A 14,048-nucleotide genomic window follows, 5' to 3' on the forward strand; every position below is an offset into this window, starting at 1 on the left:
ATGAAAGTTAAAATCAATAATGTGCGTATCAGCCTGCTGCACGAAACGACGCTGGAGCAGGCGGTCTGCAAGAAGGCAGGCATCGGCAGGGACAGCCTGGGGACGCTGCGCATTTTGCGCAAGGCGGTGGATGCGCGCAAGAAAAATGATATATGCTTGAATTATCACGTTCTGGCAGAGGTGGACGTCAGCGCCCGTCAGGGCAAGCGTTTGTTGGCAGACCGAGATATTACGAAGTACGAGGAGCCGCTGCGCGAGCCGCTGGCGTTAGGCACGCTGCCCTTGAGCGCGCCGCCGGTGGTTATCGGCGCGGGGCCGGCGGGACTGTTGGCAGCTTTGCAGTTGGCGGAGCACGGCTACAGGCCGCTGCTGTTGGAGCGGGGAAAGCCGGTGGCGCAAAGAGTGACGGACGTGCAGCGCTTTTGGCAGACGGGGCAGTTTGACCCTGCCTCCAACGTACAATTCGGCGAAGGCGGCGCGGGCACATTTTCCGACGGCAAGCTGACGACGCGGGTCAACGACCCGGTGATGGCGGAGATTTTGCAGCTCTTTGTGGACGCAGGCGCGCCGGAAAATATTTTATGGGAGCATAAGCCCCATGTGGGCACGGATAAGCTGCGAGCCATGGTAACGGGACTCGGCAAGCGCATCTGCGCGTTGGGTGGCAGCATTCGCTATCAGGCGCAGGTTGCTGATTTCGTTATCGAAAACGGCTGCGTAAGCGGCGTAGTATTAAACAGCGGCGAAAAAATAGCGGCGGGAGCCGTAGTTTTGGCCTGCGGTCACAGCGCCCGCGATACTTACGCCATGCTGGCGCGGCGGAGCGTGGGACTGACGGCCAAGCCTTTCGCTATCGGCGTGCGCATCGAGCATCCGCAGGAGCTTATCGATAAAGCACAATATGGCAGCTTTGCCGGGCACCATTTGCTGGGCGCGGCGGATTACGCTTTAGTTTACCATACGCCGGACAAGCGCCGGACGGCTTATTCCTTCTGCATGTGCCCCGGCGGTCAGGTGGTGGCTGCGGCGTCGGAAAGCGGCGGCGTAGTCGTAAACGGTATGAGTATGTTCAAGCGGGACAGCGGCATTGCCAACAGCGCCCTGGTAGTCAATGTCGGCGTCGAAGATTTTGGCGGCGGTCCGCTGGCCGGCGTGGAATTTCAGCGGCAGTACGAGCGGCTGGCCTTTGCCTTGGGCGGCGGCAATTATTACGCGCCGGCGCAGAATGCGGCAAGCTTTCTGCACCGTAGCGCCCCCTCGTTGCATAGTCTGACGGCGGGGTCTTACCGTCCCGGCTTAACGGCCTGCGCCTTGGACAAGGTGCTGCCGGCTTACGTTACGGATACGCTGCGGCTGGGTATCGAAAGCTTTGGCCGCAAGCTGGCAGGATATGCTGACGGCGGCGCGCTGCTGACGGGCGTGGAAACCCGCACATCAGCGCCCGTGCGTATCGAGCGGGATAAGCAAAGCTATGTGTCGGTAACGCACGACCTGCTTTACCCCTGCGGCGAGGGCGCGGGCTACGCTGGCGGCATTATGAGCGCGGCGCTGGACGGGTATCATGTGGCGCGGGCGATTATGCAAAGGTTTGCGCCGCTGAGGTAAAATATAAATAAAAATATGCAAATTATTTATCGCTCGCGCTGCGCAATTCCTTACGCGCCTTGCATGCAGAACAATAACGAAGCTGCGGTAGAATTTGTCAGGACGTAACCTTTTGTTACGTACCCTTGCTTCTATTGTTCTAAGCATTTATGCGCTAAAATTGCAATGCGCTCCGCGATAAAATAATTTGCGTTACAATAGCGATAAATTGTGTGAAGATAAATCAGCAACTTACATGAGTTAAGGAGAAATATCAGGGAGGTTTTTGAAAAATGGCACGTTTATTCGGTACCGACGGCGTTCGCGGCGTAGCGAACGTAGAGCTGACGCCGGAGCTGGCCTTTAAGCTGGGCTATGCTGCGGCAAAATATTTTGGCAGAGAGGTGGCATGTCCCAAAATTATCATTGGCCGCGACACCCGCCGCAGCGGGCAAATGCTGGAAAGCGCTTTGGCCGCAGGCATTTGCAGCGCGGGCGGCAACGCGCACCTTTTGGGCGTAATGCCTACGCCCGCAGTTTCCTTTTTAACTTCGGAGGTCAAGGCCAACGCCGGCGTGGTGATTTCCGCTTCGCATAATCCCTTTGAGGATAACGGCATTAAATTTTTCTCCCAGACCGGGCATAAGCTGCCCGACGCGGTGGAGGATGAAATCGCCGCTATCGTGGCTGCACCCATAGATTACACGGCCGCAGTACGCGGCAGCAGCGTGGGCTGCATCGTGTACGAGGATAATCTGGCCGAGCTGTATATCAAGCATATTTTGAGCACCGCTTATGCCAAGCTCAACGGCTTGAAGGTAGTTATGGACTGTTCCAACGGCGCTAACAGCCAGATTGCTCCCGTAATTCTGCGCAGCCTGGGCGCGGAGGTCGTAACTATTTTTAACGAGCCCAACGGCATTAACATTAACAACGGCTGCGGTTCCACGCATTTGGAGGCGCTGCAGAAAAAGGTTGTGGAAGTGGGCGCGAACGTGGGTATTGCCAACGACGGCGACGCCGACCGCTGCCTGGCCGTGGATGAAAACGGCGAAGCGCTGGACGGCGACCAGATTATGCTCATTTGCGCTTTGGAGTTGATGAAGCGCAAAAAGCTGCACGATAATATGCTGGTAACTACGGTGATGAGCAACGTGGGTTTGCAGCAGGCCATGAAGGCTCACGGCGGCCAGACGGTGAAAACTGCCGTGGGCGACCGCTATGTGCTGGAGGAAATGCTCAAGCATAACTATTCCATTGGCGGCGAGCAGTCCGGTCATATTATTTTCTCCGAATTCGCCAAGACCGGCGACGGTATTTTAACCGCCGTGCAGCTTTTGTGCGCCATGATTAAGAATAATAAAACGCTGTCGGAAATGGGCGCGGCTATGACCAAATTCCCGCAGGTGCTGCTTAACGTAAGAGTAAAAGACAAAAACGGTTGGGAAAGCAAGCCTGCCATTCAGGAAGTTATCAAAAAATATCAGGAGGAGCTGGGGGATAACGGACAGATTCTGGTGCGCGCTTCCGGTACCGAGCCTTTGATTCGCATTATGGCCGAGGGTCCTAAGCAGGAACGCCTGGAGCAAATCGCCGGCGCTATTGCCGATGTAGTTACGCGCGAGCTGGCTTAATTCACTTTTCGTTTTCTTGACCAAAGTATTATAATCATGTAAAATAAATATAGTCACAAAGATGTGCCGCGCGTGGCCCGCCTGCCTGCGCGGCTCATTGTATGCCTGCGGGCAGAAATGTGCTGAAGCGCAAGCGCCGTTTTCGGGCGGCGGACGAGGATTGGGGTTATCGAATAGTCAGCGGATGCCTCACGGTGAGCTGTAAACCGCAAGCAGGATACAAAGCCCCTTGGCAACAAGGGAGGTAAAATTCCTGCGGCAGCATGGCAAATAATTTTTAGGAGGATACTCTTATGTGTGGTATCGTTGGTTACATTGGCAGCCATCAGGCTGCGCCGTTTTTGCTGGACGGCATGAGCAAGCTGGAATACCGCGGCTACGATTCCGCCGGTATTGCGGTTATGGAAAAAGGCGTTATCCGCGTGGATAAGTGCGTGGGCCGTTTGGACGCACTGCGCCAGAAGCTGGCAGGCAATATGCCCGTAGGCACCGTCGGCATCGGCCATACCCGCTGGGCAACCCATGGCCGTCCGTCGGACCGCAACGCTCATCCCCATACGGACAGCAGCGGTAAGTTCGTCGTTGTGCATAACGGCATTATCGAAAATTATTTGAAATTGAAGGAAGAATTGATCGCTCAGGGGCATGAATTTGTTTCCGAAACCGATACGGAGGTCGTGGCTCATCTGATGGCGGCAAAATACGACGGCGATTTTGAAAGCACCGTCAAAAAGGTGCTGCGCGTTATCAAGGGCTCCTATAGTCTGGTATTTATGTGCGAAGCGGAGCCTGATAAAATCATCTGCACTAAAAAAGACAATCCGCTGGTTATCGGCCTAGGCGAGGGAGAAAACTTTATTGCCTCCGATATTCCCGCCATTATCAATCACACCCGCCGAACCTTTATTATGAGCGACGGCGAAATCGCTACCGTGACCGCCGACGGCGTATGGGTGCAGGATATTAACGGCACGCCTATCAGCAAGAAAGTTTTCGAGGTTAACTGGAACGCCGAGGCTGCGGAAAAGGGCGGCTTTGAGCATTTCATGCTGAAGGAAATTTACGAACAGCCAAAAGCTATGCGCGATACTATGACCGGTCGCGTCAACGCTGAAGCGCAGACCATTGCCTTCCCTGAACTTAACTGGACGCCGGAGGAAATCGGCAGCATCAATAAAATCTTTATCGTTGCCTGCGGCACGGCTTATCATGCCGGTATCGTCGGCAAATATTATCTGGAGCAGCTGGCCCGCGTACCAGTAGAGGTGGATATTGCCAGCGAATTCCGTTATCGCAATCCTTTAGTGGACGGCAACAGCCTGACCATCGTTATCAGCCAGAGCGGCGAAACCAGCGACACGCTGGCAGCCTTGCGCGAGGCTAAGCGTTTGGGCTCCCGCACCTTGGCCGTGACCAACGTGGTGGGCAGCTCCATCGCCCGCGAAGCAGACCAGGTGGTTTACACCTATGCCGGTCCGGAAATTGCCGTCGCCTCTACTAAAGCTTATACTACCCAGCTGCTGGCAATGCTGATGCTGGCGGTTTATGTGGGTCGTCTGCGCGGCACTCTGCACACCGAAAAGGAGCAGGAGCTGGTAAGCGGTCTGACGGAAATTCCCGAGCAGATTCACCAAATGCTGGAAAATGTGGATCAGATTAAGGTTTTTGCCCGCGAATACGGCAGCAGCGAGGACGCCTTCTTCCTAGGCCGCAGCCTGGACTATGCCGTAGCTCTGGAGGGTGCGCTCAAGCTGAAGGAAATTTCCTACATTCACGCCGAGGCTTATGCCGCAGGCGAGCTGAAGCACGGCACTCTGGCCCTCATCGTATCCGGCGTGCCCGTAATTGTGCTGGCTACCCAGATGGACGTTTATGATAAAACCGTCAGCAATTTGCAGGAGGTTAAGGCGCGCGAAGCCGTGGTTATCGCCATTGGTTTTGAGGGCGACGCTTCCCTGGCAAAGTATGCGGATCATGTTATCTATATTCCCAAAACTGAAAAATATTTGGCGCCGCTGCTGGCCGTGCTGCCCTTGCAGCTGCTGGCTTACTACGCCGCGCTGACCCGCGGCTGCGACGTGGATAAGCCGCGTAATCTGGCTAAGAGCGTTACCGTAGAATAAAAAGGTTCTTCCCCTCGCAAAAGCCGCGGGAAGAACGCTTAGCGTTTTCAATTTAATATTAAAATTGGGACTGCTTTCGTCATGCCAGCGGAAGCAGTCTTTTTGATTTTTGTTTATTCCCATCGCGCAATGCGAGAGGAATATACTCGCTGCAAAATTTTTCTGCTAGCCTTCTCTGTGAATGGTATAATAAAGTAATACGAGGAGGAGCGTCATGGAAAAATTAACTGATTTTAGCTTTAGCGGGCCTTTAGGGACGATTGAATGTATTGTGGAGCCTAACAGAAGCCGGCGCGATGCGGTGCTGATTATGGCTCACGGCTTTCGCGGCAGCCGCGAGGGCGGCGGGCGTGCGGCAGGCGTGGCGTATCAGGCTGCCTGCTGCTGCGATGTGGTGCGCTTTAATTTTACGGGGACGCGCATTTTATCCCAACAGGTAGAGGAATTGCGGGCTGTAATCGACGAGGTGTTCCGCCGCCGTCCGCAGTGTGAAATCTATCTTTTAGGCCGCAGCCTGGGCGGCGCGGCGGCCATCGTGACGGCGGGACAGGATAAGCGGGTACGGCGCTTGCTGCTGTGGGCTGCGCCCAACGATTTGCGCTTTACCTTCCGCTATGTAATGGGCGCGGCGGATTACGCCCGTTTGGATGCGGGAGAAACTTTATTTTTTGACGACGAACGTGGGCGTTGTGAGCTGACGCCGGATTTTCTGACGGATTTTGATAAGCATGATTTGACTGCGATTCTATCAGCTTGGGATGGGCGGCCTGTGCTGCTTTTGCATTGCCTGGGCGACGAGGTGGTGCTGGCGCGGCAGGCACAGCGCAACGCCGAACTTTTGGGTGCGGCGGGAAGTTTGCATTTGTTCCCCGGCGGCGACCACAGCTTCAGCGATTACAGCGTTAAGGCCGGTGCGCTGATTGCCGCCTGGCTGGCGCAGGAGCAAGGAAAAAGTTTGACTGGCCGCAGACGCTGACAGAGCCGCGGTAAACGTGGTATAATGTGAATGCTTAGCGATTGCGGAACCGAAGGCGAACGCAGAGCTTAGCAGAACATATGCCCTTGTGGTATAATGTGAATGCTTAGCGATTGCGGAGCCGAAGGCGAAGCGAGAGCTGATGTGCAACAAATGCTCTTGAGGTATAATATGAGTTATTAATTGCTTGTAAAGAGGTGAAGCTTATGCAATCACACTTTTTGATTATTACGGGTATGTCCGGCGCAGGCAAAAGCCAGGTAGTGCGCACGCTGGAGGATTTAAATTTCTTTTGCATCGATAATTTGCCAGCGACGTTGATTCCTAAATTTGCGGAGCTGTGCCGCCAAACGTCGGAGGATAAGGTAGCCTTGGTGGTGGACATCCGCGGCGGGCAATTTTTTGAAAAGCTTTTACAGGTTTTGGACGAGATGAAGGCCAGCGGGCAGAAGTACGAGCTGCTATTTTTGGACGCCTCCGACGAAACGCTGGTGCGCCGTTATAAGGAAACGCGCCGCCGCCATCCTTTGGGCGAGCGCAATACTTTGCTGAAGAATATTACTTCGGAGCGGGAGCTTTTGGACCCGCTGCGGGAGGAGGCTACATATATCATTGATACCAGCAGCCTGACTACGGCGCAGCTCAAGGCTAAGGTGACGGAGCTTTTCAGCGAGGGCGCGTCCAAGGAACGCATGGGTATTGCGGTGCGCTCCTTCGGCTTTAAGCACGGCCTGCCGCTGGACAGCGATTTAGTGCTGGACGTGCGCTTTTTGCCCAATCCCTTTTATGTGGAGGAGCTGCGCAGCATGACGGGCAACGACCGGCCTGTGGCCGATTTTATCTGCCGCTACCCGCAGACCTTTCAGTATTTGAAACTGGAGGAGCAGCTGCTGGACTTTTTAGTGCCCCAGTATATCAGCGAGGGCAAGGCGCAGCTGGTTATCAGCGTGGGCTGCACCGGCGGCCAGCACCGCAGCGTCTTTATCGCCAATAAGCTGTACGAATTTTTGCGCGAGCGAGGCTACAGCGTGGAGGTTTCGCACCGTGATATTCCCCGGAATAAATAAGGGAGGAGCCTATGGGATGGATTAGTTGGCTGTGCCCGGGCATCAATTTAAAACGCTGGCTGCTGCTGTTTGCGGTGGGCGTTTTGCTTTGCGCTCTGGGCCTGGCTTTATTTTTTAATTATCAGCTGATGGGCAAGGCGGAGGAATTGCTATTTCAGATGACCTATCTGACGACCGGGCGCTACTCCAATCGTTTGATTATGGGCCTGGGCGTGGTTTTTCTGCTGGTCGGCTTCGGCACGATGATTTACGGTACGCGGCGTTTAATCAGTTCCGTGGTGTCCGTAGTTGTGCCGGATAAAAACGGCTCGCTGATGGAAACGATTTTTATGCAGCGCAAGCTGACCCGCGGCCCGGCGATTACGGTGGTGGGCGGTGGTACGGGCTTATCTACCTTGCTGCGCGGCATGAAATATATTACAAATAATTGTACGGCGGTGGTAACGTCGGCGGACGACGGCGGCTCGTCCGGTCGTTTGCGCAAGGAGCTGGGAATTATTCCTCCCGGCGATCTGCGCAACTGCTTGACGGCTCTCGCTGACCGCGAGCCTTTGATGGAGCGGCTGATGCAGTACCGCTTTCAAGGCGATTCGCCGCTGGCAGGCCATTGCTTCGGCAATTTATTTATTGCGGCCATGGCTCAGGCGGAGGGCGGCATGGAGGCCGGCTTAAACGCTACCAGCCAGATTTTGAAGGTGCGCGGGCGCGTTATTCCTTCGACTCTGGCTAATATTCAGCTGCGGGCGCGGATGTTTGACGGCAGCATTGTGGCGGGAGAATCGGAAATTCCCAAGGTACGCAAGCGCATCAGCCGCATGATGATGGCTCCTGCGGACGCTCCGGCAGCCAACGCGGCGGTGGAGGCCATTGCCCACGCGGACGTGCTGATCTTCGGCCCCGGTAGCTTGTACACCAGCGTTATTCCTAACCTTTTGGTGGACGGCATCCGCGAGGCTGTTTTACAGTCCAAGGCGGTAAAGATTTATATCTGCAATGTGATGACCCAGCCGGGCGAAACCGACGGCTACGGCGCTTACGAGCATGTTAAAGCCTTGATCGACCATGCGGGCGCACAGTTTTTGGATTATGTAATCGTCAACGATCAGGATGTAACCGTGGAGCAGCTGCGGCAATATAACGCCGAAGGCTCCATGCCCATTACGCCGGACGTGGACAAGATTCGCAGCTTGGGCATTACGGTGGTGCCTGCGCGGCTTATCAGTAAGCGCGATTTGGTGCGTCACGATCCGCGCAAGCTGGCGCGGGTGCTGATCGCGTTAATCTACCGCCTGCGTCTTTTTGGGCGCGGTATGCAGTTTTTCGATTACTTTTTTATGCGTCAGGGAATGCGGCGCATGAATAAACAGAACGAGGATAATAAATAATCTGCGAGGGGAGGCAGCGGCTTGTCTTTTTCCAATGATGTAAAAAACGAATTATCGCGTATAGAAACTAACGATGCGGACGCCGATAAGGCGGAGCTTTTGGGGCTGCTGCGCATGAGCGGCGCTATTATTATCCGCGGCATGAACGTGGGCATTCACTTTTCTACGGAAAACGCCGCGCTGGCCCGCCGCGTACTGCATATGCTGAAAAACAATTATCAGGTGCAGACGGAGGTGGTCATCACCAGGTCGCGCCGTTTAAAAAAGAATAACCGTTATCAGGTGCATGTGCTGCCTGCGCCTAAGGTCAGCGTGGCGCTGAACGAGCTGCAGCTTTTGAGCGTGGAAAGCGATTTGAAAAATCCGCTGCTGGCCAGCCATAACTGCAAGCGCACCTTTCTGCGCGGCGCCTTCTTGGGCGGCGGCAGCATCAGCCGTCCGGCCAGCGATTATCATTTAGAGATGGTGACGGGCAACGAAAATTTTGCCCAGACCATTATCAAGGTGATGCAGAGCTTTTCGCTCAGGGCCAAGCTGACGGACCGCAAAAACGAATACATCGTTTATTTAAAAGACGGCGAAAGCATCATCAGCTTTTTAAGCGTTATCGGCGCGCACAACGCCATGATGGAGCTGGAAAACGTGCGCATCGTCAAAGAGATGCGCAATAACGTCAACCGGGCGGTGAACTGCGAAACGGCTAATCTGAATAAGGTGGTCAAGGCGGCAGTGCGCCAGGTGAGCTGCATTAAATATATCGACGAGCACGGAGGGCTGGCGCAGCTGGCTCCCAATTTGCAGGAGATAGCCCGTCTGCGCTTGACCCATCCCGACGTTTCCTTAAACGATTTAGTGGAATATGCCGGAGGCCTGGGCAAGTCCGGCATTAACCACCGCCTGAAAAAATTGCAGGAGATTGCCGTGGGCCTGGGTATGGATTTGGAGAAGGCGGACAAATGATGAAGAAAATTTTCGCGGCGCTGCTGGGTATAACCTTGCTTGTCGCCATTGGCTGCGGCGCGGCCTGGCTGCTGAACGGCGAACGCTGGCAGCAGGAATACGCCGCCTTTCGCAAAACGGGAGCGCCGGTTTTGATGTACCATGCCGTAGGCGATGAGGAGGGTACGGACTGGCCCGCAAGCCTGATTATGAAACCACAGCTTTTTGAATCCCACTTGCGATATCTTACGGAGCGGGGCTATACCATTGTCAGCGTGGAGCAGCTGGCTTACCGCTTGGAGCGTGGCGAAAGCGTGGATAAGTACGTCGCCTTGAGCTTTGACGACGGCTATAAAAATAATTACAGCGTGGTGCTGCCTTTGCTGCAAAAATACGGCGCGAAGGGCTCGTTTTTCGTTATCAACAGGGAAATGGGCGACGAGCTGCATATGAACGAGCAGGAGATTAAGGCTTTAATCGACGCGGGCATGGAGCTGGGATCCCATACCTACAGCCACAATCCTCTAGCGAAAATTGAAGAAAAATATTTGGTGTGGGAGCTGGATACGTCGCGCTATTGGCTGAAGAAAAAATTTGACGGCTATATTGTACGTACTCTGGCTTATCCTAATGGCAGCTACAATTCTACGGTAGTGGCCGCTGCGAAAAAGTACGGCTTTTACCGTGCGCTGACGGGTCATGTAGGCGTGAATACGGCAGACACGTATAAGCGCGCGCCGCTGGAAATGTACCGCGTGACGGTGGCCGACGACGGCAACGGCCTGGAGGGCTTTAAGCGGCGCCTGGAGCAGGCGTACTTCTGGGGCTTTTTGCAGACCAAGGGCGTGGATATAAATATTGTCCGCGATTTGGTAGTGCAGTAACGCTCAGGCATTAGCGGCGTAAAAACTGCTTGCAAAACGCAGCAAAACACGATAAAATAAGAACGTAATATAATATTATCTATTGGAGGTATTGATGATGAGAAAACATATCCAAACTGTTAATAAAGCAATGCTGAACAAAACCCTGCGTACCGGCGGCTGCGGCGAGTGCCCGGCTTCCTGCCAATCCGCTTGCAAAACCTCTTGCACCGTTGGCAATCAGGTTTGCGAACACAGCAAATAATTTCCCGAAAAGTAAATCCCTCGGCTTAGGCCGGGGGATTTTTGTATTACGGATTTATTTACTTTTTCATCAATTTGGCGCCGGCATTCCAAGCCTGCCCAACTTTTTCGCCAGTCGTATAATAACCATGTTGGAAGGTGTCGAAGCTAAGCGCGTGTAGCTTTGCAGGGTCTACTTTACCATTTTCAGAAAGCACGGCTTCCTCCGCTTTTACATTGACAATGCGGCCGACGATACCGGATACATATTTGGTGTCCAGAATATCAAGCAGCTCGCATTCCATAACGACGGGAAATTCGTCGATGATGGGAGCGTGAACCTTGTCGCTTTTGACTGCCGTATAGCCTGTGCGCTCAAATTTATCGTTAATTTTATTGCCGGAAGCGATGCCGAAGAAATCGGCGACGTCCATGTGCGCTTCATCGGCTAGCGCAACGGTAAAGGCTTTGCTGGCTTTGATGTTGAGCCATGTCTTTTTGCCTTCGCCGATAAAAATGATAATCTTGTCATTGTCGCAGATTTGCCCCCACGCGGCGTTCATCACATTAACTTTTTCGTTTTCGTCATAGGCCGCTACCATGAGTACGGGCATGGGATATACTGCCTGCAGAACTCCTAAATCTTTTTTCATTAGTCATGCCTCCAGTTATTTTTATATTTACAGCGCGTGAAATTGACATTAACGGCTGCTGATAATATAATTATACTAATTGCAAGAAAAAATACAAGTACCTACTTCTGGCATAGGTACTATCCTGGAGGAAAGCCATGAACAAGCCCTGTATTGAAGACGCTAATTTTGAAGAAACCGGTTACAGCTACACGCTTTCTTTAATTTCCGGCAAATATAAGCCGGTAATACTGTATTGCTTAATGGAATACGAGCCTGTCCGCTTTAATGAAATGCAGCGTTATCTGAAAAAAGTTACCGATAAAACCTTAAGCCAGCATCTGAAAGAGCTGGAGCTTGACGGTCTTATTGTGCGTAAGGTGTATCCGCAAATACCTCCCAAGGTAGAGTATTCGTTGACTCCAAGAGGGCGTTCCTTAATGGAAGTGCTGGATAAGCTTTGTTCTTGGGGAAACGAAAACCGCTTGCTGTAAGTAAGTGAACCCGATAGCGTAAAAAGAAGGTTTTTTGCTCCTTTGCGACAGAAGCGGAAAGCAGATGCGTACTACTACTAACATTATAGGCAGGGGAATTTGTTGGCGGCAGAAGGAGCTGTGTCTTACGGCAGCAAAAGGCAGGAAGAATAATCATATATTTGGCGTTTTCCTTGCAATCGTAACAAATTGACCATGCCCTTTGCAAATGTTATAATTATAAATAATTTTTCTAAGGGAGAACTCCCCCAAAGCCTCTTTGCTTTGTTATCATTATTTTATAAAAGGAAGGTTGAATTATATGCTGATACATAAAATGCGTCTTGACGATTACATGGCTGTGCTGGATGTCAACAGCGGGGCGGTGCATTTGGTCGACGATGTTATTTATGATTTGTTGGATTACTATGACGGCAGTAATGACGAGGAGGCTGTCGCCGCATTAAAAGATAAATACAGCGAGGAGGATCTGCGGGACGCGCTGGCGGAAATGCACGGCTTGCAAAAGGACGGTTTGCTGTTCAGCCCTGCCTTTGACGTGCCGCCGACCTTCGCGGAAAAGCCCATCGTAAAATCCTTGTGCCTGCTGGTAACGCACGACTGCAATCTGCGCTGCGGTTATTGCTTCGCCGATACGGGTTCCTTTGGCGGCTGCCGCCAGCTGATGAGCAAGGAAACGGCGGAAAAGGCTGTGGAGTTTGCTATTGAGGGAAGCAAAAAGCGTCATAATCTAGAGCTGGATCTTTTTGGCGGCGAGCCCTTGATGAACTGGCCGGTTGTTGTGCATATTGTGGAATATGTACGCCGCCGCGAGCAGGAAACGGGCAAAAATATCAAGCTGACGCTGACGACGAACGGCACGCTGTTAAATGATGAAAACATCAAATTCCTGAACGATAACCGCGTTATGCTGGTGCTGAGCCTGGACGGCAAAAAGGAAACTCACGATGCCATGCGTCCCTTCCCCAATAAGACGGGCAGCTACGACGCGGCAGTGCGCGGCTTTAAAAAGCTGATCGACAGCCGTCAGGGAAAAAATTATTATCTGCGCGGAACCTACACTCATTACAGCACGCATTTCTGCGAGGATGTTTTGGATATGACTAAGGTGGGCAAGGAAATTTCGGTAGAACCAGTTGTTGGCGTCGACGAGCCCTGGGTGCTGACAGAAGAGGATCTGCCGGTTATTTTTGACGAATATGATAAGCTGGCGCGGGCTTATTTGGCTAAACGCCGCGAGGGCGACGCTTTTGATTTCTTTCACTTTAACGTGGCGCTGGATAACGGGCCATGCGTGGCTAAGCGTTTGGCGGGCTGCGGCGCAGGCCACGAATATTTTGCTATCACTGCCGACGGCGATATTTACCCATGCCACCAATTTGTTGGACGTGAGCAATATAAGCTGGGAACTTTGGAAACCGGCGTGGTAAAGCCGCAGCTGGTACAGAAGTTCCGTCATACCCATGTTATGACGAAGCCGGAGTGCAGCAAGTGCTGGGCGCGCTTTTTCTGCAGCGGCGGCTGCCATGCTAACGCCGATTTAATCAACGGCGATATTTCTAAGCCTTATGAGTACGGCTGCAAGCTGCAAAAGAAGCGCTTGGAAAACGCTATTCTGGTGCAGGCCGTGCTGTCGGCGGAAGCGCAGCAGGGCGAGGATTTGCGTCCGCAGATTAATAACTTCACTTATGAAAAATAAAAACTGATTTCAAACGGACCGGCTTTCTGTGCAATGCGGAGGCCGGATTCTTTATTTGTCAGCGCTTGATAAAATGTTTTATGGTGATTTTTGGCGTAAAAAGCTGATTCAGCAATAAAAAAATAAAATCTGGCAAAGCTTTTTGCACTTTTTTTGAGGCTGCAAAGCGTGTATACATAATAATTTCTTTGCCAACGCAGCCTTGCGTATCATCAAAAATGTGCAAAAAAAGTCGAAAAAGGGTGTTGACATAATGTTAGGCGAGTGGTATTATATACAAGTCGACGCGATACGGCAGTAAACAAACACCAACGTCGCCAGACAAAACGAAGAAGATTGGCAAAGAGAAATTGTTCAGATTCGCGAAGCCGCAAGATTTGCGAGCGAGATAATACTAATGTATATCGAG

12 protein-coding genes are annotated in these 14,048 nt (G+C 52.6%); 11 read left to right on the plus strand and 1 reads right to left on the minus strand.

Going from position 1 to position 14,048, the window contains the following annotated elements; translation table 11 throughout:
• The 9 genes from Q4E64_RS10755 (at window position 1) to scfA (ending at window position 10,836) form a co-directional block, all read left to right on the plus strand.
• Complete coding sequence (locus Q4E64_RS10755) at window positions 1–1,605, plus strand: NAD(P)/FAD-dependent oxidoreductase (protein WP_303167914.1); 1,605 nt, start codon at window positions 1–3, stop codon at window positions 1,603–1,605.
• 272 nt (window positions 1,606–1,877) lie between these two features.
• Window positions 1,878–3,218 carry a phosphoglucosamine mutase gene (gene glmM, locus Q4E64_RS10760; RefSeq protein WP_303167915.1) on the plus strand — a complete coding sequence of 447 codons (1,341 nt, stop codon included), beginning with the start codon at window positions 1,878–1,880 and terminating at the stop codon, window positions 3,216–3,218.
• 293 nt (window positions 3,219–3,511) lie between these two features.
• Complete coding sequence (gene glmS / locus Q4E64_RS10765) at window positions 3,512–5,341, plus strand: glutamine--fructose-6-phosphate transaminase (isomerizing) (protein ID WP_303167916.1); 1,830 nt, start codon at window positions 3,512–3,514, stop codon at window positions 5,339–5,341.
• 214 nt (window positions 5,342–5,555) lie between these two features.
• Complete coding sequence (locus Q4E64_RS10770; protein ID WP_303167917.1) at window positions 5,556–6,317, plus strand: S9 family peptidase; 762 nt, start codon at window positions 5,556–5,558, stop codon at window positions 6,315–6,317.
• A gap of 206 nt (window positions 6,318–6,523) precedes the next feature.
• Window positions 6,524–7,384: an RNase adapter RapZ gene (gene rapZ / locus Q4E64_RS10775; RefSeq protein WP_303167918.1), complete on the plus strand. Its 861-nt coding sequence runs from the start codon at window positions 6,524–6,526 to the stop codon at window positions 7,382–7,384.
• An 11-nt stretch (window positions 7,385–7,395) separates the two neighbouring features.
• Window positions 7,396–8,769 carry a uridine diphosphate-N-acetylglucosamine-binding protein YvcK gene (gene yvcK / locus Q4E64_RS10780; protein WP_303167919.1) on the plus strand — a complete coding sequence of 458 codons (1,374 nt, stop codon included), beginning with the start codon at window positions 7,396–7,398 and terminating at the stop codon, window positions 8,767–8,769.
• 21 nt (window positions 8,770–8,790) lie between these two features.
• A complete protein-coding gene (gene whiA, locus Q4E64_RS10785; RefSeq protein WP_303167920.1) occupies window positions 8,791–9,729 on the plus strand; it encodes a DNA-binding protein WhiA in 939 nt (312 codons plus the stop codon).
• On the plus strand, window positions 9,726–10,592 hold the full coding sequence (locus tag Q4E64_RS10790; protein ID WP_303167921.1) for a polysaccharide deacetylase family protein: 867 nt from the start codon (window positions 9,726–9,728) through the stop codon (window positions 10,590–10,592). The genes whiA and Q4E64_RS10790 overlap by 4 nt, the downstream gene beginning before the upstream one ends.
• Before the next feature lie 97 nt (window positions 10,593–10,689).
• Window positions 10,690–10,836, plus strand: a complete 147-nt coding sequence (gene scfA, locus Q4E64_RS10795) for a six-cysteine ranthipeptide SCIFF (RefSeq protein WP_293729689.1) — start codon at window positions 10,690–10,692, stop codon at window positions 10,834–10,836.
• A 58-nt stretch (window positions 10,837–10,894) separates the two neighbouring features.
• Here the strand turns inward: scfA and Q4E64_RS10800 are convergent, their stop codons facing one another.
• Window positions 10,895–11,467 (minus strand): flavin reductase family protein, encoded by a 573-nt coding sequence (locus Q4E64_RS10800; RefSeq protein ID WP_303167922.1) that lies wholly within the window; start codon window positions 11,465–11,467, stop codon window positions 10,895–10,897.
• 137 nt (window positions 11,468–11,604) lie between these two features.
• Between Q4E64_RS10800 and Q4E64_RS10805 the strand changes: the two genes are divergently transcribed.
• Together Q4E64_RS10805 and scfB are read left to right on the plus strand one after the other, a co-directional pair.
• Window positions 11,605–11,940, plus strand: a complete 336-nt coding sequence (locus Q4E64_RS10805; RefSeq protein WP_303167923.1) for a helix-turn-helix domain-containing protein — start codon at window positions 11,605–11,607, stop codon at window positions 11,938–11,940.
• Between the two features lie 301 nt (window positions 11,941–12,241).
• Complete coding sequence (gene scfB, locus Q4E64_RS10810) at window positions 12,242–13,639, plus strand: thioether cross-link-forming SCIFF peptide maturase (protein ID WP_303167924.1); 1,398 nt, start codon at window positions 12,242–12,244, stop codon at window positions 13,637–13,639.
• Window positions 13,640–14,048: the final 409 nt, after the last annotated feature.

Origin of the sequence: Phascolarctobacterium sp., from assembly GCF_030531065.1 — a bacterium.
Classification (GTDB): domain Bacteria; phylum Bacillota; class Negativicutes; order Acidaminococcales; family Acidaminococcaceae; genus Phascolarctobacterium_A.

Excerpts from the sequence above, each read along its gene's own strand:
- Q4E64_RS10790 (WP_303167921.1), top strand. The coding sequence starts at position 9,726 with ATGATGAAGAAAATTTTCGCGGCGCTGCTGGGTATAACCTTGCTTGTC.
- scfA (WP_293729689.1), top strand. The coding sequence starts at position 10,690 with ATGAGAAAACATATCCAAACTGTTAATAAAGCAATGCTGAACAAAACC.
- scfB (WP_303167924.1), top strand. The coding sequence starts at position 12,242 with ATGCTGATACATAAAATGCGTCTTGACGATTACATGGCTGTGCTGGAT.
- glmM (WP_303167915.1), top strand. The coding sequence starts at position 1,878 with ATGGCACGTTTATTCGGTACCGACGGCGTTCGCGGCGTAGCGAACGTA.
- Q4E64_RS10755 (WP_303167914.1), top strand. The coding sequence starts at position 1 with ATGAAAGTTAAAATCAATAATGTGCGTATCAGCCTGCTGCACGAAACG.
- Q4E64_RS10800 (WP_303167922.1), bottom strand. The coding sequence starts at position 11,467 with ATGAAAAAAGATTTAGGAGTTCTGCAGGCAGTATATCCCATGCCCGTA.
- glmS (WP_303167916.1), top strand. The coding sequence starts at position 3,512 with ATGTGTGGTATCGTTGGTTACATTGGCAGCCATCAGGCTGCGCCGTTT.
- Q4E64_RS10805 (WP_303167923.1), top strand. The coding sequence starts at position 11,605 with ATGAACAAGCCCTGTATTGAAGACGCTAATTTTGAAGAAACCGGTTAC.
- rapZ (WP_303167918.1), top strand. The coding sequence starts at position 6,524 with ATGCAATCACACTTTTTGATTATTACGGGTATGTCCGGCGCAGGCAAA.
- yvcK (WP_303167919.1), top strand. The coding sequence starts at position 7,396 with ATGGGATGGATTAGTTGGCTGTGCCCGGGCATCAATTTAAAACGCTGG.
- Q4E64_RS10770 (WP_303167917.1), top strand. The coding sequence starts at position 5,556 with ATGGAAAAATTAACTGATTTTAGCTTTAGCGGGCCTTTAGGGACGATT.